Raw genomic sequence first — 24,538 nt, 5'->3', positions numbered from 1 at the left:
CGTGCCTTAATTTTGCTACTTTCCAGTTTGGAAAGTAGTTTTTTTATTTCAAGGAGGAAATTTTATGAGTTTTTCTAAAGATTTAAGAGTGGCAGCAGAACCTATTATTGAGGATATTTATAATGATGGTTTCATACAAGATTTATTACATGGTGAATTATCTAAACAAGCGGTAAGACAATATCTACGTGCAGATGCATCTTACTTAAAAGAGTTTGCTAATCTATATGCACTATTAATTCCTAAAGTGCATAATATGGATGACGTTAAATTTTTAGTGGAACAGATTGAATTTTTATTAGAAGGAGAAGTAGAAGCACATGAAATTTTAGCTTCATTCATAAATGAACCATATCATGAGATTGTTAAAGAAAAAGTATGGCCACCAAGTGGTGATCATTATATTAAGCATATGTACTATAATGCCTATGCACATGAAAATGCAGCATATACGATTGCAGCAATGGCACCATGTCCATATGTATATGCGGTAATTGGTAAAAGAGCGATAAAAGACAATCAACTTAATAAAGATTCAATTACGTCTAATTGGTTTGAATTTTATAGTACAGAAATGGATGCACTAGTAAATTTATTTGATGAATTAATGGATCGTTTAACAGAGAATTGTACTTCAGAAGAAAAAGAAGAGATTAAGGAGAATTTCTTACAAAGTACTATTCATGAAAGAAACTTTTTCAATATGGCCTACGTAGATGAAAAATGGAATTTTAGAGGTGACAAATATGAATAAACCTAAAATTGCTTTAACTATTGCAGGTACTGATCCAACTGGCGGTGCTGGAGTAATGGCTGATTTGAAGTCATTTCATTCTTGCGGCGTTTATGGAATGGCAGCAATAACGAGTATTGTCGCTCAAAATACGATGGGCGTAGAACATATTCATAATCTAGAGACATCATGGGTTAAAGAACAATTGGATAGTGTATTTAATGATGAACTTCCTCATGCAATTAAGACAGGGATGATTGCTACAGAAGAGACGATGCAATTAATCAAAAGTTATTTAGAAGATTATCCTACAATTCCATACGTGATTGATCCTGTTATGCTAGCCAAAAGTGGGGATTCGTTGATGGATGATCAAACCAAACAAAAGTTGCAAAGTACATTATTACCTTTAGCTGATGTTGTTACACCTAATATTCCAGAAGCGGAAGAAATCACTGGTATAAAGATTGATACTGAAGAAAACATTCGAAAAGCAGGAGATATATTTATCAATGACATTGGCAGCAAAGGTGTAATCATTAAAGGTGGACATTCTGCCGACTTAAATAATGCTAAAGATTTTTTATTTACAAAAGATGGCGTATACACATTTGAAGATGAACGATTTGATACTAAACATACTCATGGAACAGGTTGTACATTTTCAGCTGTCATTGCTGCTGAATTAGCTAAAGGTCGTAGTATTTATGAAGCAGTTGAAAAAGCTAAAACATTTATTTCTTTGAGTATCAAATATACCCCTGAGATTGGTAAAGGTCGTGGCCCAGTCAATCATTTTGCGTATCTAAAGAAAGTAGGTTTAGATGATGAATAATTTAGAAAAGCTTAGAAATGAGAATCCTTTAATTGTTTGTTATACGAACGATGTAGTTAAGAATTTTACTGCAAATGGTCTATTAAGTATTGGTGCAAGTCCGGCAATGAGCGAGGCACCAGAAGAGGCTGAAGATTTTTATCAAGTTGCAAGTGGATTACTAATTAATATTGGTACGCTTACGCATAATAATGAAGCAGATTTAATTAAGATAGGTAAAATTGCAAATCAACTTGGTACACCAATTGTTTTTGATCCTGTCGCAGTAGGAGCGTCACAATATAGAAAAGATTTTTGTAAAAACTTTTTAAGTGAAGTAAAAGTTGCAGTGATTAAAGGGAACGCTTCAGAAATATTGACACTCATTGATACCAATACAACAATGAAGGGGACTGATGGAGATAGTTCACTAAATGCAATAGAAATTGCCAAGAAAGCTCATCAAAAATATCACACTGCAATTGTAGTCACAGGTAAAGAAGATATTGTAGTTCAAGATGGCAAAGTGACTCAACTTTCAAATGGTTCTCCTATGTCTGCTAAAATTACAGGTGCTGGTTGCCTATTAGGTGGAATTATTACTAGTTTCTTATTTAGAAATAATCATCCTCAACAAGAAACACTTGTAGAAGCGGTTAGTTTTTATAATATAGCTGGTGAAATTGCTGAAAACGCAGATCATGTCAAAGGTCCTGGCTCATTTTTACCAGAATTACTAGATCAAATGTATTTATTGGATTATCAAACCTTTGAAAAATATGTTAGAAAAGAAGAGGTTGAATAAATGTCATTTAAAGCAACAGATTTAAAAATATATTTTATATGTGGCACCCAAGATATACCTGAACACCAAACTATTCAAGGTATCCTAACACAAGCTTTAGAAGCTGGCATTACGATGTTTCAATTTAGAGAAAAAGGTGATAAAGCTTTAACTGGCTCGAAGAAAGAAAAATTAGCTAAAGAATTACAAGCTCTATGTCAATCATATGATGTACCATTTATTGTTAACGATGATGTCTCATTAGCCAAGAGCATTAATGCTGATGGCATACATGTTGGTCAAGATGATGAAGATGTTCGAGCTCTTGCAAATGATTTTCAAGAAAAGATTATCGGTCTAAGTGTTGGAAATTTAAATGAGTATGAAAAATCAGATCTCACTAATGTTGATTACATCGGAGTTGGACCAATGTTTGAAACACCATCTAAAAGTGATGCTAGTGCTCCAGTAGGTCCAGATATGATTACACAGTTAAGACAAAAAATGGGTGATTTTCCTATGGTTGCTATTGGAGGTATTAATGAGGAGAATGTTGCCCTCATTGCAAATGCAGGTGCTGATGGCATTTCAGTGATTTCAGCAATTAGCAAAAGTAATAATATTGACAACACTGTTAATGAATTCAAGAAATATTTCAATTAATCTTTAATTTTTTCCACTTTTTGTTTTATCCTAGAGTATGAGTATGATAGAATAAATCCTATGTGAATATTACAATAGAGGTGGAAAAATGAAGAAAAAAGCGTTGCTACCTTTGTTTTTAGGTTTAATGGTCTTTTTAGCAGGCTGTGATTATTCAAAACCTGGAGCTCGTAGTGGATTTTTCTATAATACGTTCGTTGATCCAATGAAACACTTATTACAGTGGTTGGGTAACGATGTTTTACACAATGATTATGGTTTAGCTATTATCATTTTAGTATTTGTTATTCGTCTTGTGTTACTTCCATTCATGTTATCAAACTACAAAAATAGTCATATGATGCGTGAAAAAATGAAAGTTGCTAAACCTGAAGTAGATGGTATTCAGGAAAAGGTTAAACGTGCACGTACTCAAGAAGAGAAAATGGCTGCTAACCAAGAATTAATGGAAGTTTATAAAAAATATGATATGAATCCAATGAAGAGCATGTTGGGTTGTTTACCGATGCTAATTCAAATGCCTATTATCATGGGGTTATACTTTGTACTTAAGGACAAGTTAGTTAATGGCTTATCTGTACACCCTCATTTTTTATGGTTTAATTTAACTAAACCAGATATTTGGATTACAATTATTGCAGGTGTGCTTTACTTTATACAAGCATATGTTTCAAGTAAAACGATGCCTCAAGAACAACGTCAAATGGGTTATATGATGATGATTGTATCACCTATTATGATTATTTGGATTGCGTTAAGTTCAGCATCAGCATTAGGTTTATATTGGTCAGTCAGTGCAGCATTCTTAGTTGTACAAACACATTTTGCTAATATGTACTATTCTAAACTTGCTAAAAAAGAAGTTGAACCATTACTTGAAAAATTTGATCAAGACGGTAAGTCATCAAATAAAAAAGGTAAAAATACTCAAGTCGTATCTAAGAAAAATAAAAAATAATTTAAATAAACCAGCAAATCATTGATTTGCTGGTTTTTCTTATATATAGTGCCATTCGTCAAAAAACTGGGAAACGAATGACTTCATAAATTCATGACGTTGTGCTGCAATATGCTTAGCAGTTTGAGTATGCATTAAATCTTTAAGTTTAAATAATTTTTCATAAAAGTGTTTTATAGCAGAAGGTGGTAATTGTGTTAGAGTTGATTCACTAAAATCATTAGGCATTATTGTTTCCGTCCACATTGGTTCATTGAAATAACCTGCAAATTGAAATGTTCTAGCAATACCAATAGCACCAATGGCATCTAGACGGTCGGCATCTCTGACAATTTGACCTTCAGTTGATAATTCAATATAGTTGTTTGAACCATTCTTATAACTCATATTCTCAATAATATGTATAACATGAGTTTGATCATCTTCAGATAATTCAATTTCTCTTAAAAACTCTATTAATTTAGCTTTAGCCTGTTGTTCATTTACTAATTTAGGGTCAATCGTATCGTGTAGTATACTTGAGAGTTCAATGATAAATGAATGTTCAAAACCTTCTTTCTTAGCAATATACTTTGCTAATGCGTGTACACGATTAACATGTTCAACATCATGACCACTATAATCATTTTTATGAAATGCTTGCATATATCTGAAAGCCATTTGAATTCGTTCTTCATTATTCATTCAATTCATCCTTTCATAATGAAAACCTGAGACAACAATAGGTATGGGTCTCAGGTTTGTATTTATTCTAATTACATATATTTGTTTATCTATACAATCGATAAAATCTTATTTATTGTGAATACTGTATTATAAAATGGGTGATAAGAGTTGTGATATACCTTCTTTAAATTTGATCCATAAGCTACGCGATTCATATTTTTCTTTAGTTAATTGATCGGAAACTTTCATATCATCAATGAAGGCTTGTTTTAAAGAACGAGCAATACCTTCGTCATATATAAAGGCATTCACCTCAAAATTTAGCGTGAAACTTCTATGGTCCATATTGGCAGTACCAACACTTGCGACTTCATCATCAATAATTAATGTTTTGGAATGTAAAAATCCATTATTATATTGATATACGTTGACGCCAGCTTCTAAGAGGGAAGCTACATTTTTTAGAGTTGCCCAATAAACAAAAGGGTGATCAGGCATATTTGGAGTCATAATATTGACTTCTACACCCCCGAGTGCAGCAATTTTAATTGAATCAAAAAAAGCTTGGTCAGGAATGAAATAAGGTGATTGGATATAAATTGATTTTTTAGCAGAAGAAATCATTTTTAAATATCCATATTTAATTTGTTCCCATTCTTCATCTGGACCACTAGAAGCGATTTGTATTCCAATAGTACCACCTGAATTGACATCTGGGAAATAGCGTTCTTCGTAAGTAATATTGTCACGTGTAGATTGAGAGTTCCAGTCTAGGATGAATCTTAATTGAAGAGCGTTAACTGCATCTCCTTCAACACGTAAATGTGTATCGCGCCAATATCCAAACTTTTTAGATTTACCTAAATATTCGTCACCAACGTTAAATCCACCCACATATCCTATTTTACCGTCTATCACAACGATTTTACGGTGATTTCGATTGTTCATTCGTAAATTAATAAGTGGAAGTTTCGATGGAAAAAAAGCTTCTGCATGACCACCTTTTTCACGAAATGCTTTCAAATCCTTTTTCCTTAAGTCTCTTGAACCCATATCATCATATAACATTTTAACTTCAATACCAGCTTCAGCTTTATCTTCTAAAGCCTTTAAAATGGTCTTTCCAAGTTCATCACTGTGAAAGATATAATATTGAATATGTATATAATCTTTAGCATTTTTAATATCTTCTAATAAATCATCAAACTTTTGATGACCGTCAGTATATATCATTAAATCATTATCAGTTGTTAAAAAAGCTGCATTATTATATAACAACATTTGAACCATTTCTTTAAACTTAACAATTTGATGATTTCCCTTTGAAAAGTTTTTATCTTTTATGGCTTTAAGTTGTTCATCAACAATCATTTCAAGGCCAACTTTATCGTCTTTATCCAATGTGAAAATGTGATCTCTTTGAATTTGACGGCCAAAAAGTAGATATAATATAAAACCTAATAAAGGTAAAAATACAAGGACTAATAACCATGCCCATATTGAATTAGCACTACGTCTTTCCATAAAAATAATGGTAAAGGCAAAGGCTAAGTTCAAAATAAAAGCACCAATCAAAATAATATTGATAATAAGATTGGAATGAGCGAAAGTCATCGTGAATATTTCGACCATAAAATACCTCCTTATTATATTATTTGTATTAAAATTTAATTGATTTAACAAAAGTTTTTAACTACATAATTGTACCATGAAGTCATCTTTTTATCATTATACTGATTGTATTAATAAGTGTTTCTATTATTGACTAAATAGTATTAGAGAAGTAGGATAGTAGGGAAATCAATAAAGAGGTGACTCAAGTGACAGAACAAGATCATGCGCATCACTCTGAACAAAGTAAAGCAAATTTAAAATCGAGATTAAACCGTATTGAAGGTCAAGTGAGAGCTATTAATCAAATGATAGAAGAAGATGTATATTGCGATGATGTGTTAACTCAAATCAGAGCTACACGTTCTGCATTAAATAGCGTAGCTACTAAATTATTAGAACAACATATGAAAAGTTGTATTGCAGAAAAAGTTAATCAAGGACATCAAGAAGAGGCAATGGAAGAGCTACTCGTTACTTTTCAAAAACTTATGAAAGATTGAGGGATATTAAGTGCAACAAAAAATTGTTTATACAGCTGGTATAGAAACACAAGAACAATCTGAATCTGTAAAAAATCTTTTAACTGAAATGATAGGTGTATATCAAGTTGAAATCGATATCAATACTGGAAACATTTCAATAGAATTTGAAACACCTGCGAATTTAAATAGTATTGAAAAAGAAATTTATGATGCTGGATATAAAGTCCTCTATTGATAATACGCAAATTCAGTTTATTGAACATATTTTTAAGTTATAAAAAGTAAAGATTATATTAAATTTTAAAAATCATGTAGTAAAGTAGTCTGAATTGGGGTATGATTAGTTATGAAGTCAACCAAACGAGGTGTTATTAGTGAAGAATTCAGAGAAAATTCAAAATGTAGTCAGTTTATTATCATCATTAGGTGTAAATATTAAAAAAACTAAATCTCGTTTAGACATTATTAATACGTTACCTACAACAAATCAAATCAGTCACGAATGTAAATAAGTGAACTTGATTTAGGATTTTGGTTAGTAAGTGCACTTAAATTGTAAATGTGAGTCGTCGTTTCAAAAGGGCGATTTTTTAGTAAAGAAATAGAGTCAGTCCTTTCACGGACTGACTCTATTTTTATTTGATATAAATTATTCTTTTGAAGTTTCATATTTTTTAGGTTCATGATAATAAATGGATAAGATGACACCAATTCCAGTCATTAAACTCCATAATGAGCTACCACCATAACTAATGAATGGTAAAGGAATACCAGTAATTGGTAACAATTGAACTGTCATTCCAATATTTTGTAAAACATGGAAAACAATTAGTGATACATATCCTATAATGAATACTTTATTATATTGATCATTAATCCGACTAGCTAATCTAATTAAATGAAAGACTAAAATTAAAAATAACAAAATGAGAATAACTGATCCTATGAATCCCATTTCTTCGCCTATCACAGAGAAAATAAAATCGGTATGATTTTCAGGTATATAAACTTCACCATGATTATAACCTTTACCAAATAGTTGACCTGAACCAATGGCCTTTAGTGATTCGGTTAAATGATAACCATCTCCACTACTATATGAGTATGGATCCAACCATGAATTGATTCGTCCCATTTGATACATCTTTATACCTAATAAATTTTCTATTAATGATGGTTTGAAAAGAATAGTAAGTATAATTGACGAACCAATTACGATTGCCGCAATGAAGATAGGTGCAAGTAATCTCCATGTAATACCACTAACTAGCATGATTCCGGCAATGATTGCACAAATAACCAACGTTGTTCCTAAATCATTTTGTAATAAAATCAACGCCATTGGAATAATAGAAACACCTATGATTTTGAAAAATAATGTCAAATCAGATTGAAATGACTTGTTAAAAGTAAATTGATTATGTCGTGCCACTACTTTAGATAAAGCCAATATAAGTATAATTTTCATAAATTCAGAAGGTTGAATACTAATTGGTCCAAAGCTATACCAACTTTTGGCACCATTAATAACTGGTGTGATAGGTGTTTCAGGTAATATTAAAAGTCCTAATAATAAAATACAAAAAATTCCATAAAGCAAATATGTATAATTTCTTATTTTTTTAGGTGAAATAAACATAATTATTATGGCCATTATTGCGCCTAGAATATAGTACATTATTTGTCTGATTCCAAAGTTAGCACTATATTGTCCACCGCCCATGGCAGAACTAATTAATGTAACACTTAATATAGCTAACAATGTAATGATTGCTACTAAAATCCAGTCTACTTTAAGTAGCCAATGTTTGTTAGGCTGTTGACGGGATGAATATTTCATAATTTACTCCTTTTACTACACGTGATGAGATATTTGGTAATGAATTATCAATATTGATAATCATTCATCTATCATCCATAATTATATAACGATTTTACATGACTTTATAGAAATTTGCTAGAATATCAAGTCCAAATGAACTAACCATTTTATTTCAAATGATATATTTAGAGTGAAGATTGGTTAGGTTAAGTAACTTTTCCATTTATATTAATAGATTATAAAATGCAAAAGTCCTATCAAATATGATAATATTAAGTTTCAGAGAAGACTTTGTATATTAAAAATACATATATTTAAAAGTAGATATTAAAATGATAAGACGTTATTCCATAGCGTTTATTGGAGGAAAAACGAAATGACAAAAGAAAATATTTGTATCGTTTACGGAGGAAAAAGTGCAGAACATGATGTATCAATCTTAACTGCCCAGAATGTATTAAATGCGATTGATAAAGATAAATATCAAGTTGATATTATTTATATAACAAATGACGGTGAATGGAAGAAACAAGATAACATCACTAGTGAAATTGAATCAACAGAGGATTTAAGAATCGATAATATTCCTACCGGTGAAATTTCTCAATTATTAAGTAAGGGAAGTTTAGGACAATCATATGATGCTGTGTTTCCATTATTACATGGCCCAAATGGAGAAGATGGTACAATTCAAGGATTATTCGAAGTGCTCGACATTCCTTATGTAGGAAATGGTGTTTTAGCAGCATCAAGTTCAATGGATAAACTAGTTATGAAACAATTGTTTGAACATAGAGGGTTACCACAATTACCATACATTAGTTTCTTAAGAAGTGAATTTGAAAAATATGAGAATAATATTCTTAAATTAGTTAATGATAAATTAAGTTACCCAGTATTTGTTAAACCTGCAAACTTAGGTTCAAGTGTAGGTATTAGTAAATGTAATAATGAAGATGAATTAAAATCAGGTATTAAAGAAGCATTCCAATTTGACCGTAAATTAGTGATAGAACAAGGTGTTAATGCACGTGAAATAGAAGTTGCAGTTTTAGGCAATGACTATCCTGAAACAACATGGCCAGGTGAGGTTGTTAAAGATGTAGCGTTTTATGATTATAAATCAAAATATAAAGATGGAAAAATACAATTACAAATCCCTGCAGATTTAGATCAAGATGTACAAATGACTTTAAGAAATATGGCATTAGAAGCATTTAAAGCTACGGACTGTTCAGGTTTAGTACGTGCAGATTTCTTTGTTACTGAAGATAATCAAATTTATATTAATGAAACAAATGCAATGCCAGGTTTTACGTCTTTTAGTATGTATCCAAGTCTATGGGAAAACATGGGTCTTTCATATGCAGATTTAATTGCAAAATTAATAGATTTAGCTAAAGAAAGACACGAAGATAAAAAGAAAAATAAATATAAAATAGATTAAACGAGGTTGCTTGAAATGATTAACGTAACATTAAAACAAATTAAGGCATGGATTGATTGTGAAATAGATGAGCAATATCTTCATCAATCAATTCAAGGTGTCACAATTGATTCCAGAGCGATAAAAAAAGACATGTTATTTATACCTTTTAAAGGTGAAAACGTTGACGGTCATCGTTTCGTTGAACAAGCACTCAAAGATGGAGCAGGTGCATCATTTTATCAAAAAGATGTATCACTGCCCAAGGATATAGAAGGACCTATTATATGGGTAGACGATACGTTGCAAGCATTACAAGATTTAGCTAAAGCATATTTAAAATATGTTAATCCAAAGGTCATTGCTGTGACAGGTTCCAATGGTAAAACAACAACTAAAGATATGATTGAATGTGTACTTAATACAGAGTTTAATGTGAAAAAGACACAAGGTAACTACAATAATGAGATTGGTATGCCTTTAACTATTTTAGATTTAGATAAAAACACTGATATTTCTATTTTAGAAATGGGAATGTCAGGATTCCATGAAATTGAATTATTATCTACTATTGCTGAACCAGACATTGCTGTAATTACTAATATTGGTGAGTCACATATGCAAGATTTAGGTTCACGTGAAGGCATTGCTCAAGCTAAATCAGAAATAACAATTGGCTTAAAATCAAATGGTACATTTATCTATGATGGTGATGAACCTTTGTTAAAACCGCATGTCGAACAAATTAAAGAAGCTAAATGTATTAGCATTGGGTTAGAACAAGGCAATTCATTAGTATGTAGTGTAAATGATCAAGTTGAAACAGAAGGCATTGCATTTACAATTAATCATCAACAAGAATATGAATTACCTATATTAGGTATTCATAATATGAAAAATGCTGCTATTGCCATTGCAGTAGGGCAAGAATTAGGACTTTCGTATAAAACAATTCAACACAATATCAAACGTGTTAAATTAACAGGCATGAGAATGGAACGTCATGAAACAGAACAACAAGTTACTGTCATTAATGATGCATATAATGCAAGTCCAACAAGTATGAAAGCTGCTATAGATACGTTAAGTAACATGAATGGACGAAAGATTATTGTGCTTGGTGATGTTCTTGAATTAGGTGACAATAGTCAACGTATGCATGAAGAAGTCGGAACTTATTTACAGAATAAACACATCGATCAATTAATTACATTTGGTAGTGAAGCAACATTTATACACAATACAGGTAAGTCATATGTTGATGAAGCACATCATTTTAATGATAAAGAAAAACTTATTTCTTATATGACACATTTCGTTCAACCAGATGATAACGTCTTAATTAAAGGTTCAAGAGGTATGAAATTAGAAGAAGTAGTAGATGCATTAATTAAATAATGCTTTATGTTATTGTAGTAAGACTCATGTTAATTTCTCATATAATTGGGAATAACATAGTAGTCTTACTATTTTTATTTAAAAAATAAAATATATTTATGAAACGCTTCCAAATTATATAAAACACCAGTTTAAAAGGAAAAATTTCATAATAAAAGGACATGATTCACCACGATATGCCAACTGCTTTATTGCTATAATAAATGTTAGGTGGTACTATTAAGAAGTTGATAAAACATAAATGAACATATATGCAAAAAAGTATATTGAGAAATAAACATGTAAAAGGAGAATTATTTTGCAAAATTTTAAAGAACTAGGGATTTCGGATAAAACGGTTCAAACACTTGAATCTATGGGGTTTAAAGAGCCAACTCCTATCCAAAAAGATAGTATCCCTTATGCGTTAGAAGGACATGACATCCTTGGACAAGCACAAACAGGTACTGGTAAAACGGGTGCGTTTGGTATACCTTTAATTGAAAAGGTTGTTGGAGAACAAGGTGTTCAATCGTTAATTCTAGCGCCTACTAGAGAATTAGCTATGCAAGTTGCAGAGCAATTAAAAGTATTTAGTAAAGGTCAAAACGTACAAGTTGTTACGGTATTTGGTGGTATGCCAATCGAGCGCCAAATTAAAGCCTTGAAAAAAGGACCACAAATCGTAGTAGGTACACCAGGACGTGTCATTGACCATTTAAATAGACGTACATTAAAAACTAACGATATTCACACACTTATCTTAGATGAAGCGGATGAAATGATGAACATGGGATTCATCGATGATATGAGATTCATCATGGATAAAATCCCGGCTGAACAACGTCAAACGATGCTTTTCTCAGCTACTATGCCAAAAGCTATTCAAACGTTAGTACAACAATTCATGAAAACACCAAAAATTATTAAAACAATGAATAATGAAATGTCTGATCCACAAATCGACGAATATTATACAATTGTTAAAGAATTAGAAAAGTTCGATACTTTCACTAATTTCTTAGATGTACATCAACCAGAACTAGCTATTGTGTTCGGTCGTACAAAACGTCGTGTAGATGAGTTAACAAGCGCGTTACTTTCTAAAGGTTATAAAGCTGAAGGTTTACATGGTGACATTACGCAAGCTAAACGTTTAGAAGTATTGAAAAAATTCAAAAATGATCAAATTGACATTCTTGTAGCAACTGACGTAGCGGCACGTGGTTTAGATATCTCTGGCGTTAGTCATGTTTATAACTTTGATATCCCTCAAGATACTGAAAGTTACACGCATAGAATCGGACGTACTGGTCGTGCTGGTAAAGAAGGTATCGCTGTTACTTTTGTAAATCCAATCGAAATGGATTATATTCGTCAAATCGAAGATGCTAACAATAGAAGAATGACTGCTTTAAGACCACCTCATCGTAAAGAAGTATTGAAAGCACGTGAAGACGATATTAAAGAAAAAGTACAAAACTGGATGTCTAAAGACAATGAACCTCGTTTACAAAGAATTTCAACTGAACTACTTGAAGAGTACAATGATGTTGAGTTAGTTGCATCATTATTACAAGAGTTAGTTGAAGCTAATGATGAAGTTGAAGTTCAATTAACTTTTGAAAAACCACTTTCACGTAAAGGTCGTAATTCAAAAGGTAATAATAACTCTAGAAGAGGCAATAATAAACGCAGTGGCGGTAAATTTGATAACAAAAATAGACGTTCATCAAAAGGTTTTGCTTCTAAGAAAAACGGTAACAAAAAATTTGACCGTAAAGATAAATCATCTCAAGGGTCAAACAAGACAATGAAAGGTCGCACATTTGCTGACCATCAGAAATAATTAATTTATCAATACTCAATATATTTGTATTAAAAATAGAGCATACATTTAGCTTCGGTTAAATGTATGCTCTATTTATTTGTTTCTAAAATATACTAAAGTAATTTGGGTTTAAAGAACGTTAATAAGTAATGAGGAGCATTTAGAAGGTAATTTGTCTATGATATAATGTGACTAAAATGAAAAGGAGCTTATTGATGGATAATACATTTCATAAAAGTCCCAGAAATACATTGACATACTATTTTTTAACTTCAGGGCTTAACTTGATTATTGAAATTATTATTTTTACAATTCTATTTTATTTATGGAATCAATTTAATTGGTGGCACTTTATCATATACATATATTTTCTTTTATGGGGGATAAGTTTAATTAGATTCTTTTACGTTCCTGTTGTAAATTATCACTTTTTATATTATCGAATTCATCATAATATTTTAGAGGTGAAGTCTACTTTTTTCTTTAAACGTCAAGACATCACTAAAGTAAAAAGACTTCAATTTTTACAAATTAGAACTAACCCACTAGCTAAATTATTTAAAATTAATGAAATTTCATTTGTTTCTGCAGGTCATTCGATTGAATTACCATTTGTTTCTGAAAAGGAAGCAGAATATATAGAAGATCAAATTTTTAGTCAATTGAGGGGAGCTGAATATGATGTTTAGCCCACAAAAATTACACCCTATTTCTTATATATCAGGCTTAATTGAAGCGTTCAAACAAAATATTATTGTAATTATTGTATTTTTAGTTTTTAACTTTAAAGACTTTGATTTTACTAATATTCGTGAGTATATTGTACCGGCAGTGTTGTTTATATTTTTCTTAATATCGTTTATTGGACAAATATTGAAAGTGTATCAGACAAGATATTGGATTGAAAATAACCACTTTATATTAACAACGGGCATATTTAACAAAGAACGTAAAGAGTTAGATATCAGTCGTATTCAATCTGTAGACACTTCACAAAGTATGATTAATCAAATAGTAGGTGGTGTGCAATTACAAATAAAAACACCAAGTGATGGTATAGAATTATCAACTATATCCAAATCACAAAGTATTGAATTAGAACATACAATCAAAAATATTCAAACTCAGTTAGATAATTCTCAGATTGAAATAGAAACAAATGATTTTCATAATACTGAAGAGAATAATGAATTACATAAGAAAGAATCATTTAATGAGGAACCCAAAAAACGTCGTGTATTTAAGTTATCAATCAGAGATTTAATTTTAATGTCATTAACAAGTGGTGCTATAGGAATCGCAATAGCAACTATTTCACCTATCATAGGTAGTGTGTCCAATATCATTCCGTGGAAAAGTATTACTGAAGAAATGACTCATTTGGCTAATGCCATTGTATTAATCGTAAGTATCATCATTGGAGTGATATTAGTTGCGAGTTATATTATAGGTGCAATTATCAATTTCATTAAATATTTCGGATATACACTAACACAAGAAAATCATCAATTGAAAATTCAATATGGTTTGTTTACTAAAAAGAACGTTACCGTACCTACAGAGCGTATTCAAGCAGTTGTCGAACATCAATCATATATTAGAAAGTTATTCGGTTTTACAGCTATACACGTATTGATTACGAGTGATTTTGAAGAGAAGATGGAAGATGATTCAACTGTAGGTGGAAATATAATGATTATTCCATTCATAAAGAGTAAAGAGGCATATAGAATCATTAAGGCATTAATTCCAGAAATGGAGTTCAAACCTGCTCATATCGGTATGCCTTGGAGAGGTTTTCATAGACATTTTTTAATCCCTTCGTTGGTATTAATCTTAATTGGTATTATAGGACTATATTATTGGTCAGCTTGGGCTTTATTTATAGTTTGTATAATGATTTTAGCACTAATTATTGAAGCATTACTTTATATTCATTTGTCTGGATTTCAACTTGAAAATGACGAAATGACAGTACAGAAAGTGAACTGGTTTAGTATTAAAAGATACTATTTAAAATACGATAAAATTATTGGAATGGAAATTAAAACTCATCCATTTTTAATAAGAAATCATTTAGGTAATTTCAACTTCTTAATTTCTAAAGGTGCTTCAAATCAAACAATTGGATTAAAATTCTCAGATGAAAAATCAATAGAAACCCTTAAAACATGGTATGTAGGAGGTGATCAACGTGTCGAATTATAATTATATGGATGTTAATGCTAAGAAATCTATGGTTTTAGCTAATTCTATTTTGTTGATCATACTTTTTCTTATTTTGATTTGTATTCTAATTCTAAATTGGAAATTTTTACATTTAACAGATAACTGGTCAATCGCTATTGGAGGTATAACACTCTTTATTGTATGCAGTATTACAATGTTATTCGTTATACCAACATTTAGATATAAGAATTTCAGATATAAAATAAAGAATAACGAGATACATGTGAGAAAAGGGATTATCTTTATTAATACTAATATTATACCGTTTTTTAGAATTCAAAATATTGATATAAGCGAAGGCTTTATTATGAGAAAATATCAACTAGCTACAGTCACTTTATCAACAGCAGGAGGTAACTCTGAATTATTACTTATAAACAAAGAAAAAGCTGAAGAAATCAAACATTTAATTAAAGAAAGACGAAATAGTGAAAATCTAAATCAAAATGATGTAAAATTATAAGAATAGAATGATAAAAGATAACGAGGCGTCCTATGATATATGGTATTGGATTAGATTTAATAGAAATTGAGAGAATAGAAAATGTTTATAATAAGCAAAATCAAAAGTTTGTTGAACGAATTCTATCTAAAGAAGAGCAAATCAAATTTAATAGTTTTTCACAACAAAAAAGAAAAATTGAATATCTTGCGGGAAGATTTGCTACTAAAGAAGCGTTTAGTAAAGCTTTAGGAACTGGATTAGGGAAAACAATAGCATTTCATGATATCAACTGCTATAACGATTATCTAGGCAAACCATGCATAGACTATAGTGGTTTTCGAGTTCATGTGAGTATTACCCACACTGAAAATTACGCGATGAGTCAAGTTCTTTTAGAGAAACAAGATGATAATCATGATGTGTGAACTAACTCATTTGTATTTATGTTGTTAGGTTTTAAAGGAGGTAATGACATTATGTCAGAAAAATTTTACAGATCGACGTATTTAAATATAGATTTGAATGCAATCTTATCTAATTATCAAACTTTTGATAAATTGCATGCTAATAAGACTGTTATATCAGTCATTAAAGCCAATGGATATGGTTTAGGTAGTGTTAGAATTGCACAACACTTAATGGAAAATGGTGCTTCATTTTTTGCAGTTGCAACATTAGACGAAGCAATAGAATTACGTATGCATGGCATTAAAGCTAAAATTTTAATTTTAGGAGTAATTCCGCCTAAAGATATTAATAAAGCTATCCAACACCGTGTCGCATTGACAGTCCCTTCAAAATCTTGGTTAAAAGAATCCATTAAGAACATATCAGATGAAAATGAGAAAGCACTTTGGTTACATTTAAAACTTGATACAGGTATGGGTAGACTAGGTATGAAAGATGTTGAAGAATACAAAGAAGTTGTAGATATTATTAGTAAATATGACCAACTTGTATTTGAAGGTGTATATACTCATTTTGCATGTGCTGATGAACCTGGAGACGATATGGCTACACAATATCAAAAATTCAAAGAACTTGTAGAACAAGTAGAAAAACCACATTATATACACACACAAAATTCAGCAGGTTCTCTATTAATGGATGGTCAGTTCTGTAATGCGATTCGTTTAGGTATATCACTATACGGATATTATCCTTCTGAATATGTGAAAGAAAACGTTAAAGTACATTTGAAACCAAGTGCACAATTAGTGAGTGAAATTGTACAAACAAAAACATTGAATGTTGGTGATTCTGTAAGTTATGGCAGTACTTATACTGCAACGGAACCAACGAGAATAGCTGTATTACCAATTGGCTATGCAGATGGTTATTTACGTTCTATGCAAGGGTCATATGTCAATGTGAACGGTCAACAATGCGAAGTAATAGGAAGAGTATGTATGGATCAAACGATGGTCAAAATTCCAGATACAGTAAAAGTCGGAGATAAAGTAATTCTGTTAGATAACCATGTAGATACAGAACAATCTGTTGAAGCATTAGCTAAGCAGCAAAATACAATAAATTATGAAGTTCTATGCAATTTATCAAGACGATTACCACGCATTTATCACATAGAAGATAATACAGAGATATCTAATGAATTATTAAAATAAGTATAGTCACTGATTTCAAAATTTGTTATTATTAAGTTAAATTAAGAAATCTTAATAATGCAACTTTTGGAATCAGATGGAGGTTCTTTGTATGTTATCTTTTAATCAAAATAGAAGTTACAGTTTAGAGCAATCTTTAAAAGAAGGTTATGCACAAATGGCTGATTTAAATCTCTCCCTAGCAACCGAAGCTTTTCCTATTGAATGTGAAGCGTGCGATTGCAATGAAACATATTTAACTTCTAATGCTAAGAATGAATGATTAGAAGAGGAGACGTTTATCTAGCGGATTTATCGCCTGTTCAAGGGTCAGAACAAGGGGGAGTGAGACCCGTAGTCATTATTCAGAATGACACAGGTAATAAATATAGTCCCACTGTAATTGTAGCTGCAATTACTGGAAGGATTAATAAAGCTAAGATACCTACACATGTTGAGATTGAAAAGAAAAAGTACAAACTTGATAAGGATTCAGTCATTTTACTAGAACAAATTCGTACTTTAGATAAAAATCGTTTGAAAGAAAAACTCACATATTTGTCTGATAACAAAATGAAAGAAGTAGATTACGCCCTAGACATCAGTCTAGGTTTACATAATTTCAATCATTCTAAGACATAATTAATTGTATGTATTATTCCAATACAAATAAAATAATGAGATCAAAGACAATAACTTTATAATAATTACAACTGCTTAAATATATATAAATAGATTTATTTATAACGTTGAGCATTTAGTTTTTAACATTTTATGAGCAATGATAGTTATTTCGAAGTATTATTTATTATAAAAGGATGTCTTAAGTTTTACGGCTTTAGGTATTCCATTCCTAAAGTCTTTTTTAGATGTATCGAGGTTTTAGTCTTTTTTACTAATTATAAAGAAAGATATTTTGATTGAACGTTAGAAACTGAGCGTTGAAGTCGTATTGAGGAGGCAAAATCGTGGAAGAATTTAAAAAAGATTATAAAAAATTGATTGATGAAAGTTTAAGCACGAATAATAAAACTCAATTAATAAAAAAGTGTGAAGAGTTTACTAATGAAGTTATAAAAAAGGACATTTTGCCAGAAGATATTGTTGAAATACATAAAAATTATATATCTTCATTAAACGTTACTGATCACGAAGCGCTTGATACTTTAGATGTCCTTCAAGAAGTAGTTAAAGGATTTGGTTACAGTTATAGAGATTATCAAAAATTAGTAAACAAACTTCAATACCACGATAAAGAAATAGATCTAGCTTCTAGACTTCAACAAACTATGTTGAAAACAGATATTCCTCAATTCGATAGTATTCAAATTGGTGTAATATCAGTTGCAGCTCAAAAGGTAAGTGGAGATTATTTTAACTTAATAGATCACAATGATGGTACTATGAGTTTTGCAGTTGCAGATGTCATTGGAAAAGGTATACCGGCTGCTTTAGCAATGAGTATGATAAAGTTCGGTATGGACTCATATGGACATTCTCAATTGCCAAGTGAAGGGTTAAAGAGGCTCAATAGAGTTGTCGAAAAAAACGTCAACCAAAATATGTTTGTTACAATGTTCTATGGTTTGTATGAAGAAATGAACCATTTATTATATTGCAGTTCAGCTGGTCATGAACCAGGTTATGTATATAGAGCCGAAACTGAAGAGTTTCAAGAAATTGAAGTAAGAGGCCGTGTTTTAGGTGTTAATCAACAAACTAGATATAGTCAGCAGGAAATACCAATCTATATTGATGATTTGGTGATTATATTTACTGATGGAGTCACAGAAGCAAGAAATAAAGAAGGCGAATTCATCCAGAAAGATACTTTATTAAATTTAATCAAGAAATATAAACATATGCACCCTCAAGATATTGTTCAAATTATTTATGAAGCAATATTAAAAGTACAAAATCCTAATAAAAAAGATGATATGACTATTTTAATTATTAAAAGAGTAAATTAATTTTTATTTTATGATTAAGCAACGTTGACTTTGGGTATAATTATTCTTGAATAGTAAACTAGAAGATTTGAAATATAATTAGGAGTGTAACCAAATGAATCTTAATATAGAGACTGTCACACATGATACATATTATGAAGTTAAAGTTGGCGGAGAATTAGACGTTTATACAGTGCCTGAGTTAGAAGAAGTGTTAGTACCAATGAGACAGGAAGGTACACACGATATTCATGTAAATTTAGCAAATGTTAGTTATATGGACTCAACAGGTTTGGGTCTTTTTGTAGGCACACTTAAAGCATTAAATCAAAACGGTAAAGATTTATATATTTTAGGCGTTTCTGACCGTATAGGAAGATTGTTTGATATTACCGGATTAAAAGATTTAATGCATGTTAATGAAGGAACGGAGGTAGAGTAACATGCAATCTAAACAAGATTATATTGAAATGCGGTTACCAGCTTCTGCCGAATATGTAAGTTTAATTAGATTAACATTATCTGGAGTGTTTACTAGAGCAGGTGCATCATATGATGATATAGAAGATTCAAAAATTGCTGTAAGTGAAGCAGTTACGAATGCAGTCAAACATGCATATAGACATAATCCCGAAACAGGCATGATTAATTTGTGCTTTGAAGTCTTTGAAGATAAAATTAAGATTGTGATTTCAGATCAAGGTGAAAGCTTTGATAATGAGACAACTAAATCTAATTTAGGGCCTTATAATGATAACGAAAATATAGATTTCTTACGTGAGGGTGGATTAGGATTATTCTTAATCGAGTCACTAATGGATGAAGTAACTGTTTACAAAGAGTCTGGTGTTACTATAAGTATGATTAAGTATATAAAAAAAGAGCAGGTGCGAAATAATGACGAAAGAGTCGAAATCAGTTAATGATGTATCACCTGAACAGATTAACCAATGGATTAAAGAACACCAAGAAGACCAAAATAGCGGAGCTCAAGATAAGTTAGTAAGGCACTATCGTAAACTAATTGAATCATTAGCTTATAAATATTCTAAAGGTCAATCACATCATGAAGATTTAGTTCAAGTGGGAATGGTTGGTTTAATAGGTGCTATAAATAGATTTGATTTGTCATTTGATCGAAAATTTGAAGCATTCCTAGTGCCAACTGTTATTGGTGAAATAAAAAGATATTTAAGAGACAAAACATGGAGTGTTCATGTACCTAGACGTATAAAAGAAATAGGTCCACGCATAAAGAAGGTAAGTGATGAACTTACAAATGAATTAGAACGTTCACCTTCAATAAGTGAAATTGCTGCTCGTTTGGAAGTTACAGATGAAGAAGTACTTGAAGCTATGGAAATGGGCCAAAGCTATAATGCATTAAGTGTAGACCATTCAATTGAAGCGGACAAAGACGGGTCTACAGTTACCTTATTAGATATTATGGGTCAACAAGATGATAATTATGATCTTACAGAAAAGCGCATGATACTTGAAAGAATTTTACCAATATTATCTGACAGAGAGAAAGAAATCATTCAGTGTACATTCATTGAAGGATTAAGTCAGAAAGAAACTGGTGAGCGTATAGGACTAAGCCAAATGCATGTGTCTAGATTACAGCGAACTGCAATTAAAAAGTTGCAAGAAGCAGCTAAACAATAAATATTTAAAAATAGTTAACATTAATATTTATAAGGTTATTATTTCTTTAGTCAGAAGCCACACAATAATGTGAGGTACTGTTGAAGAAATAGTAATCTTATTTTTGTTTTTATACTTATAATACTTGATAATAAGAGTATTAGTATTAATAATTACAGAAAGCAACTATGTTAAAATAAAAAGATAAATTAAAGAAAAAGTGTGGTAGAACTATGGACAATCATTTAATAAAATCAATTATTGAAAAATATAATTTTTCAGAAAAACAAATCACTTCAGTATTAAAACTTTTAGAAGATAAAAATACCGTTCCGTTCATTGCGAGATATCGTAAAGAACAAACTGGTGGTTTAGATGAAGTAGAAATTAAACAAATATCAGATGAATATCAATACATGGTCAATTTACAAAAAAGAAAAGAAGAAGTTATTCATAGTATTGAGCAACAAGGTATGCTAACTAATGAATTAAAAAACAATATTCTTAAACAAACTAAATTACAACGTGTTGAGGATTTATATAGACCTTATAAACAAAAGAAAAAAACACGTGCCACTGAAGCGAAAAGAAAAGGTTTAGAACCTTTTGCTACTTGGTTGTTACAGCCTAAACTAAATGAAAATGTTGAATCAAAAGCTCAAATGTTTATTAATGAAGAAATAAAAGGCGTTGAAGAAGCTATTCAAGGTGCACAAGACATCATTGCAGAGCAAATTTCTGACAACCCTAAATATCGTTCAAGAATATTAAAAAATGTATATCAACACGGACAAATCGTAACTACTAAAAAGAAAAAAGCTGAAGATGAAAAAGAAATATTCTCTATGTATTATGATTATGCAGAACCGATTAAAAAGATAGCTAATCATAGGGTTTTAGCCGTTAATAGAGGAGAAAAAGAAAAAATATTATCTGTAAAAATAGAATTTGATACAGAACAAGTAGAAAAAGACATCGAAAAACAAGAAATAAAAGGTGAAAATGAAGCGACAGAAATTGTAAGAAATGCAATTAAAGATAGTCTCAAGAGATTAATAATGCCTTCTATTGAACGAGAAATCAGAGGCGATTTAACAGAAAAAGCTGAAAACCATGCTATAGATGTTTTCAGTGAGAATTTAAGAAACTTACTATTACAACCGCCGATGAAAGGGAAGCAAATACTAGGTGTAGATCCAGCTTTTAGAACAGGATGTAAACTAGCGGTTATTAATCCATATGGCACATTTGTGGCTAAGAATGTGATATATCCACATCCTCCAGTGAATAAAATTGAACCAGCTGAAAAAATAGTAGTAAAAATGATTAATGATTATGATGTTCAATTAATTGCAATTGGAAACGGTACGGCTAGTAGAGAAACAGAACAATTCATCGCTAATGTAATTAAGAAATATAATCTTAATGTGCAATTTATTATAGTAAATGAAGCAGGTGCGTCAGTATATTCAGCATCAGAAATTGCGCGTGCAGAATTTCCTGATTTCCAAGTTGAAGAAAGAAGTGCCGTTTCAATAGGAAGAAGGGTACAAGATCCTTTAAGTGAATTAGTCAAAATAGATCCAAAATCAATAGGGGTAGGTCAATATCAACATGACGTGAACCAAAAAGAATTAGAGAAAGCACTAACATTTGTTGTCGAAACAGCAGTAAACCAAGTTGGCGTAGATGTTAATACGGCTTCACGTTCATTATTACAATATGTATCAGGACTTTCATCACAAATTGCACAAAATCTAATAGAATATAGAGAAGAAAATGGCGCTATTAAACATCATAAAGATATTGCTAAAGTTAAGCGTCTAGGTGCCAAGACATTCGAACAAAGTATAGGTTTCATGAGAATTGTAGATGGTTCAGAACCGTTAGATAATACATCTATCCATCCAGAAAGTTATGAAGTAACATATGAATTACTAAACCAATTAAATCTTAAAGTTGAAGATGTAGGTAGTGAAACATTAAAAAGCACATTAGATTCAATTGATGTACATGAAATTGCTGATCAATTAAATATAGGTATACCAACTTTAGAAGATATTATAAAATCTTTAAAAGCACCAAATAGAGATCCACGTGATGAATTTGAAACACCAATTTTAAAATCAGATGTTTTATCAATAGAGGATCTATCAGAAGGAATGAAACTCAGTGGAACTGTTAGAAATGTTGTAGATTTTGGAGCATTTGTTGATATTGGCGTCAAACAAGACGGACTTGTCCATGTCTCAAAACTATCAAAAAAATTCGTGAAGAACCCTATGGACATCGTAAGTGTAGGAGATATTGTCGATGTTTGGATACTTAGCATAGATACACAAAAAGATAAAGTTTCATTGACGATGATTAATCCATATGAATGATCAGGAATTACAAAGTTTAGTATGTGATATTTCCTTAAGATATTTTAAAATCCCATTTAAGCATAATGCGTATTTTAATAAACGCTTAAGGACAACTGGCGGTAGATATTTACTAAAAACACATGATATAGAAATTAATCCAAAACAATATGAGCATTATGGTAAAAAAGCCATTATCGATATTATAAAACATGAACTTTGTCATTATCATTTGCATATTTTAGATAAAGGTTATAAACATAAAGATCGAGACTTTAAAAATTTAAGTGCAAAAGTTGGTGCACCAAGATATTGCAGTCCAACTCAATCATATGAAACACGTGCTAACTATGAATATATTTGTACTAATTGTGGTACAAAATATTTAAGAATAAAAAAAGTAAATATAAGTATCATGAGATGTGGCAAATGCGGTGGAAAATTAAGGTTAAATAGAAAAAAGGTTAATTAAATCATTATAAATCTAAGAGTAAATAGATATGAATTTGAGGGAGAGTACTATTAAGAAAATTAATTAAGTGCTCTCTCTTTATATTTCAAATAAGTATTGACATTACTTTTACAATGATTTATTATAAATAGCGTTGTATTAATAAATTAGCAAACATTACAAGATAATTAATTTTATTAATTTAATGTTAAAAAGTTATTGACATCGTTTAATAAATGATTTACAATTTATTATGCTATTGAGAAATCGATAAACTTTTGAATGCGTTTTGCCAGCGGTCGTGGCGGAATGGCAGACGCGCTAGGTTGAGGGCCTAGTGGGAGAAATCCCGTGGAGGTTCAAGTCCTCTCGGCCGCACCAAAATAACTTTTGAAATTATATATGCGGGTGTAGTTTAATGGCAAAACCTCAGCCTTCCAAGCTGATGTTGTGGGTTCGATTCCCATCACCCGCTCCATGATTTATTTAAATGAACATTGAAAACTGAATGACAATATGTCAACGTTAATTCCAATAATGTAACGAAAGTTATAACAATTAATTTAGTTTTATGAGCTAATCAAACATCATAATTTTTTATGGAGAGTTTGATCCTGGCTCAGGATGAACGCTGGCGGCGTGCCTAATACATGCAAGTCGAGCGAACAGATAAGGAGCTT

General features: G+C 30.8%; 27 protein-coding genes, 2 tRNA genes and 1 rRNA gene. 27 read left to right on the top strand and 3 right to left on the bottom strand.

Annotation, left to right across the window (positions count from 1 at the left end; genetic code table 11):
- Window positions 1–64: 64 nt before the first annotated feature.
- The 5 genes from tenA to yidC all read left to right on the top strand — a co-directional run bounded on the left by tenA (window position 65) and on the right by yidC (window position 3,952).
- Window positions 65–754 (top strand): thiaminase II, encoded by a 690-nt coding sequence (gene tenA / locus ACJQQZ_RS11270; protein WP_002451645.1) that lies wholly within the window; start codon window positions 65–67, stop codon window positions 752–754.
- Window positions 747–1,568, top strand: a complete 822-nt coding sequence (gene thiD, locus ACJQQZ_RS11265) for a bifunctional hydroxymethylpyrimidine kinase/phosphomethylpyrimidine kinase (RefSeq protein ID WP_002451644.1) — start codon at window positions 747–749, stop codon at window positions 1,566–1,568. The genes tenA and thiD overlap by 8 nt, the downstream gene beginning before the upstream one ends.
- Window positions 1,561–2,352, top strand: a complete 792-nt coding sequence (gene thiM, locus ACJQQZ_RS11260) for a hydroxyethylthiazole kinase (protein WP_002451643.1) — start codon at window positions 1,561–1,563, stop codon at window positions 2,350–2,352. Before thiD ends, thiM begins: the two co-directional genes overlap by 8 nt.
- Window positions 2,353–2,994 (top strand): thiamine phosphate synthase, encoded by a 642-nt coding sequence (thiE, locus tag ACJQQZ_RS11255; RefSeq protein WP_124227718.1) that lies wholly within the window; start codon window positions 2,353–2,355, stop codon window positions 2,992–2,994.
- An 88-nt stretch (window positions 2,995–3,082) separates the two neighbouring features.
- Window positions 3,083–3,952 (top strand): membrane protein insertase YidC, encoded by an 870-nt coding sequence (yidC, locus tag ACJQQZ_RS11250; protein ID WP_002451641.1) that lies wholly within the window; start codon window positions 3,083–3,085, stop codon window positions 3,950–3,952.
- 39 nt (window positions 3,953–3,991) lie between these two features.
- Here yidC and ACJQQZ_RS11245 read toward each other — a convergent pair whose 3' ends face one another.
- Entirely contained in the window at window positions 3,992–4,636 is a 645-nt protein-coding gene (locus tag ACJQQZ_RS11245) for an HD domain-containing protein (RefSeq protein ID WP_002451640.1), read from the bottom strand.
- Window positions 4,637–4,765: 129 nt separating this feature from the next.
- Complete coding sequence (gene cls, locus ACJQQZ_RS11240) at window positions 4,766–6,250, bottom strand: cardiolipin synthase (RefSeq protein ID WP_124227716.1); 1,485 nt, start codon at window positions 6,248–6,250, stop codon at window positions 4,766–4,768.
- A gap of 188 nt (window positions 6,251–6,438) precedes the next feature.
- Between cls and csoR the strand changes: the two genes are divergently transcribed.
- The 3 genes from csoR to ACJQQZ_RS11225 all read left to right on the top strand — a co-directional run bounded on the left by csoR (window position 6,439) and on the right by ACJQQZ_RS11225 (window position 7,226).
- Complete coding sequence (csoR, locus tag ACJQQZ_RS11235; protein ID WP_124227715.1) at window positions 6,439–6,732, top strand: copper-sensing transcriptional repressor CsoR; 294 nt, start codon at window positions 6,439–6,441, stop codon at window positions 6,730–6,732.
- 10 nt (window positions 6,733–6,742) lie between these two features.
- Window positions 6,743–6,949 carry a putative copper chaperone CsoZ gene (gene csoZ / locus ACJQQZ_RS11230; protein WP_002451637.1) on the top strand — a complete coding sequence of 69 codons (207 nt, stop codon included), beginning with the start codon at window positions 6,743–6,745 and terminating at the stop codon, window positions 6,947–6,949.
- Window positions 6,950–7,088: 139 nt separating this feature from the next.
- On the top strand, window positions 7,089–7,226 hold the full coding sequence (locus tag ACJQQZ_RS11225; RefSeq protein ID WP_002451636.1) for an Lmo0850 family protein: 138 nt from the start codon (window positions 7,089–7,091) through the stop codon (window positions 7,224–7,226).
- A 137-nt stretch (window positions 7,227–7,363) separates the two neighbouring features.
- Here ACJQQZ_RS11225 and ACJQQZ_RS11220 read toward each other — a convergent pair whose 3' ends face one another.
- Complete coding sequence (locus tag ACJQQZ_RS11220) at window positions 7,364–8,554, bottom strand: FtsW/RodA/SpoVE family cell cycle protein (protein ID WP_049425344.1); 1,191 nt, start codon at window positions 8,552–8,554, stop codon at window positions 7,364–7,366.
- Between the two features lie 358 nt (window positions 8,555–8,912).
- Between ACJQQZ_RS11220 and ACJQQZ_RS11215 the strand changes: the two genes are divergently transcribed.
- The 19 genes from ACJQQZ_RS11215 to ACJQQZ_RS11125 form a co-directional block, all read left to right on the top strand.
- Window positions 8,913–9,983, top strand: coding sequence for a D-alanine--D-alanine ligase (locus ACJQQZ_RS11215; RefSeq protein WP_002451634.1), 1,071 nt, complete (start codon window positions 8,913–8,915; stop codon window positions 9,981–9,983).
- A 15-nt stretch (window positions 9,984–9,998) separates the two neighbouring features.
- Window positions 9,999–11,360 (top strand): UDP-N-acetylmuramoyl-tripeptide--D-alanyl-D-alanine ligase, encoded by a 1,362-nt coding sequence (locus ACJQQZ_RS11210; RefSeq protein ID WP_145506727.1) that lies wholly within the window; start codon window positions 9,999–10,001, stop codon window positions 11,358–11,360.
- 298 nt (window positions 11,361–11,658) lie between these two features.
- Window positions 11,659–13,188 carry a degradosome RNA helicase CshA gene (cshA, locus tag ACJQQZ_RS11205; protein WP_408023155.1) on the top strand — a complete coding sequence of 510 codons (1,530 nt, stop codon included), beginning with the start codon at window positions 11,659–11,661 and terminating at the stop codon, window positions 13,186–13,188.
- A gap of 197 nt (window positions 13,189–13,385) precedes the next feature.
- Complete coding sequence (locus ACJQQZ_RS11200) at window positions 13,386–13,859, top strand: PH domain-containing protein (protein ID WP_124227714.1); 474 nt, start codon at window positions 13,386–13,388, stop codon at window positions 13,857–13,859.
- The gene (locus ACJQQZ_RS11195; RefSeq protein ID WP_145506723.1) at window positions 13,852–15,378 is read left to right on the top strand and encodes a PH domain-containing protein; all 1,527 of its coding nucleotides are present in this window, start codon (window positions 13,852–13,854) and stop codon (window positions 15,376–15,378) included. Before ACJQQZ_RS11200 ends, ACJQQZ_RS11195 begins: the two co-directional genes overlap by 8 nt.
- On the top strand, window positions 15,365–15,862 hold the full coding sequence (locus ACJQQZ_RS11190) for a PH domain-containing protein (protein WP_002451629.1): 498 nt from the start codon (window positions 15,365–15,367) through the stop codon (window positions 15,860–15,862). Before ACJQQZ_RS11195 ends, ACJQQZ_RS11190 begins: the two co-directional genes overlap by 14 nt.
- Window positions 15,863–15,894: 32 nt before the next feature.
- Window positions 15,895–16,269 carry a holo-ACP synthase gene (gene acpS, locus ACJQQZ_RS11185; RefSeq protein ID WP_002451628.1) on the top strand — a complete coding sequence of 125 codons (375 nt, stop codon included), beginning with the start codon at window positions 15,895–15,897 and terminating at the stop codon, window positions 16,267–16,269.
- A 51-nt stretch (window positions 16,270–16,320) separates the two neighbouring features.
- Window positions 16,321–17,469 carry an alanine racemase gene (gene alr, locus ACJQQZ_RS11180; protein ID WP_002451627.1) on the top strand — a complete coding sequence of 383 codons (1,149 nt, stop codon included), beginning with the start codon at window positions 16,321–16,323 and terminating at the stop codon, window positions 17,467–17,469.
- Between the two features lie 91 nt (window positions 17,470–17,560).
- Window positions 17,561–17,731, top strand: a complete 171-nt coding sequence (mazE, locus tag ACJQQZ_RS11175; RefSeq protein WP_002451626.1) for a type II toxin-antitoxin system antitoxin MazE — start codon at window positions 17,561–17,563, stop codon at window positions 17,729–17,731.
- The gene (locus tag ACJQQZ_RS11170) at window positions 17,728–18,090 is read left to right on the top strand and encodes a type II toxin-antitoxin system PemK/MazF family toxin (protein WP_002451625.1); all 363 of its coding nucleotides are present in this window, start codon (window positions 17,728–17,730) and stop codon (window positions 18,088–18,090) included. Before mazE ends, ACJQQZ_RS11170 begins: the two co-directional genes overlap by 4 nt.
- A 326-nt stretch (window positions 18,091–18,416) precedes the next feature.
- Window positions 18,417–19,418, top strand: a complete 1,002-nt coding sequence (locus ACJQQZ_RS11165) for a SpoIIE family protein phosphatase (RefSeq protein ID WP_075778711.1) — start codon at window positions 18,417–18,419, stop codon at window positions 19,416–19,418.
- A 94-nt stretch (window positions 19,419–19,512) separates the two neighbouring features.
- On the top strand, window positions 19,513–19,839 hold the full coding sequence (locus tag ACJQQZ_RS11160) for an anti-sigma factor antagonist (RefSeq protein ID WP_002466754.1): 327 nt from the start codon (window positions 19,513–19,515) through the stop codon (window positions 19,837–19,839).
- Between the two features lies 1 nt (window position 19,840).
- Window positions 19,841–20,320 carry an anti-sigma B factor RsbW gene (gene rsbW / locus ACJQQZ_RS11155; RefSeq protein WP_408023154.1) on the top strand — a complete coding sequence of 160 codons (480 nt, stop codon included), beginning with the start codon at window positions 19,841–19,843 and terminating at the stop codon, window positions 20,318–20,320.
- Complete coding sequence (gene sigB / locus ACJQQZ_RS11150) at window positions 20,295–21,065, top strand: RNA polymerase sigma factor SigB (protein WP_002451621.1); 771 nt, start codon at window positions 20,295–20,297, stop codon at window positions 21,063–21,065. Before rsbW ends, sigB begins: the two co-directional genes overlap by 26 nt.
- A gap of 212 nt (window positions 21,066–21,277) precedes the next feature.
- Window positions 21,278–23,428 (top strand): Tex family protein, encoded by a 2,151-nt coding sequence (locus ACJQQZ_RS11145; RefSeq protein ID WP_124227711.1) that lies wholly within the window; start codon window positions 21,278–21,280, stop codon window positions 23,426–23,428.
- Entirely contained in the window at window positions 23,421–23,879 is a 459-nt protein-coding gene (locus tag ACJQQZ_RS11140; protein ID WP_124227710.1) for a SprT family protein, read from the top strand. The genes ACJQQZ_RS11145 and ACJQQZ_RS11140 overlap by 8 nt, the downstream gene beginning before the upstream one ends.
- 274 nt (window positions 23,880–24,153) lie before the next feature.
- Window positions 24,154–24,239: transfer RNA gene (locus tag ACJQQZ_RS11135), tRNA-Leu, on the top strand.
- Between the two features lie 23 nt (window positions 24,240–24,262).
- A tRNA-Gly gene (locus ACJQQZ_RS11130) sits at window positions 24,263–24,336 on the top strand.
- Window positions 24,337–24,454: 118 nt separating this feature from the next.
- Window positions 24,455–24,538: ribosomal RNA gene (locus ACJQQZ_RS11125) — 16S ribosomal RNA — on the top strand; the annotation flags it as partial.

The sequence above is a fragment of the Staphylococcus sp. KUGN1 genome (assembly GCF_045984185.1).
Lineage (GTDB): Bacteria > Bacillota > Bacilli > Staphylococcales > Staphylococcaceae > Staphylococcus > Staphylococcus warneri_A.
Note: the sequence above shows the minus strand (reverse complement) of the source record. Positions and strands in the feature narration are given on the sequence as shown.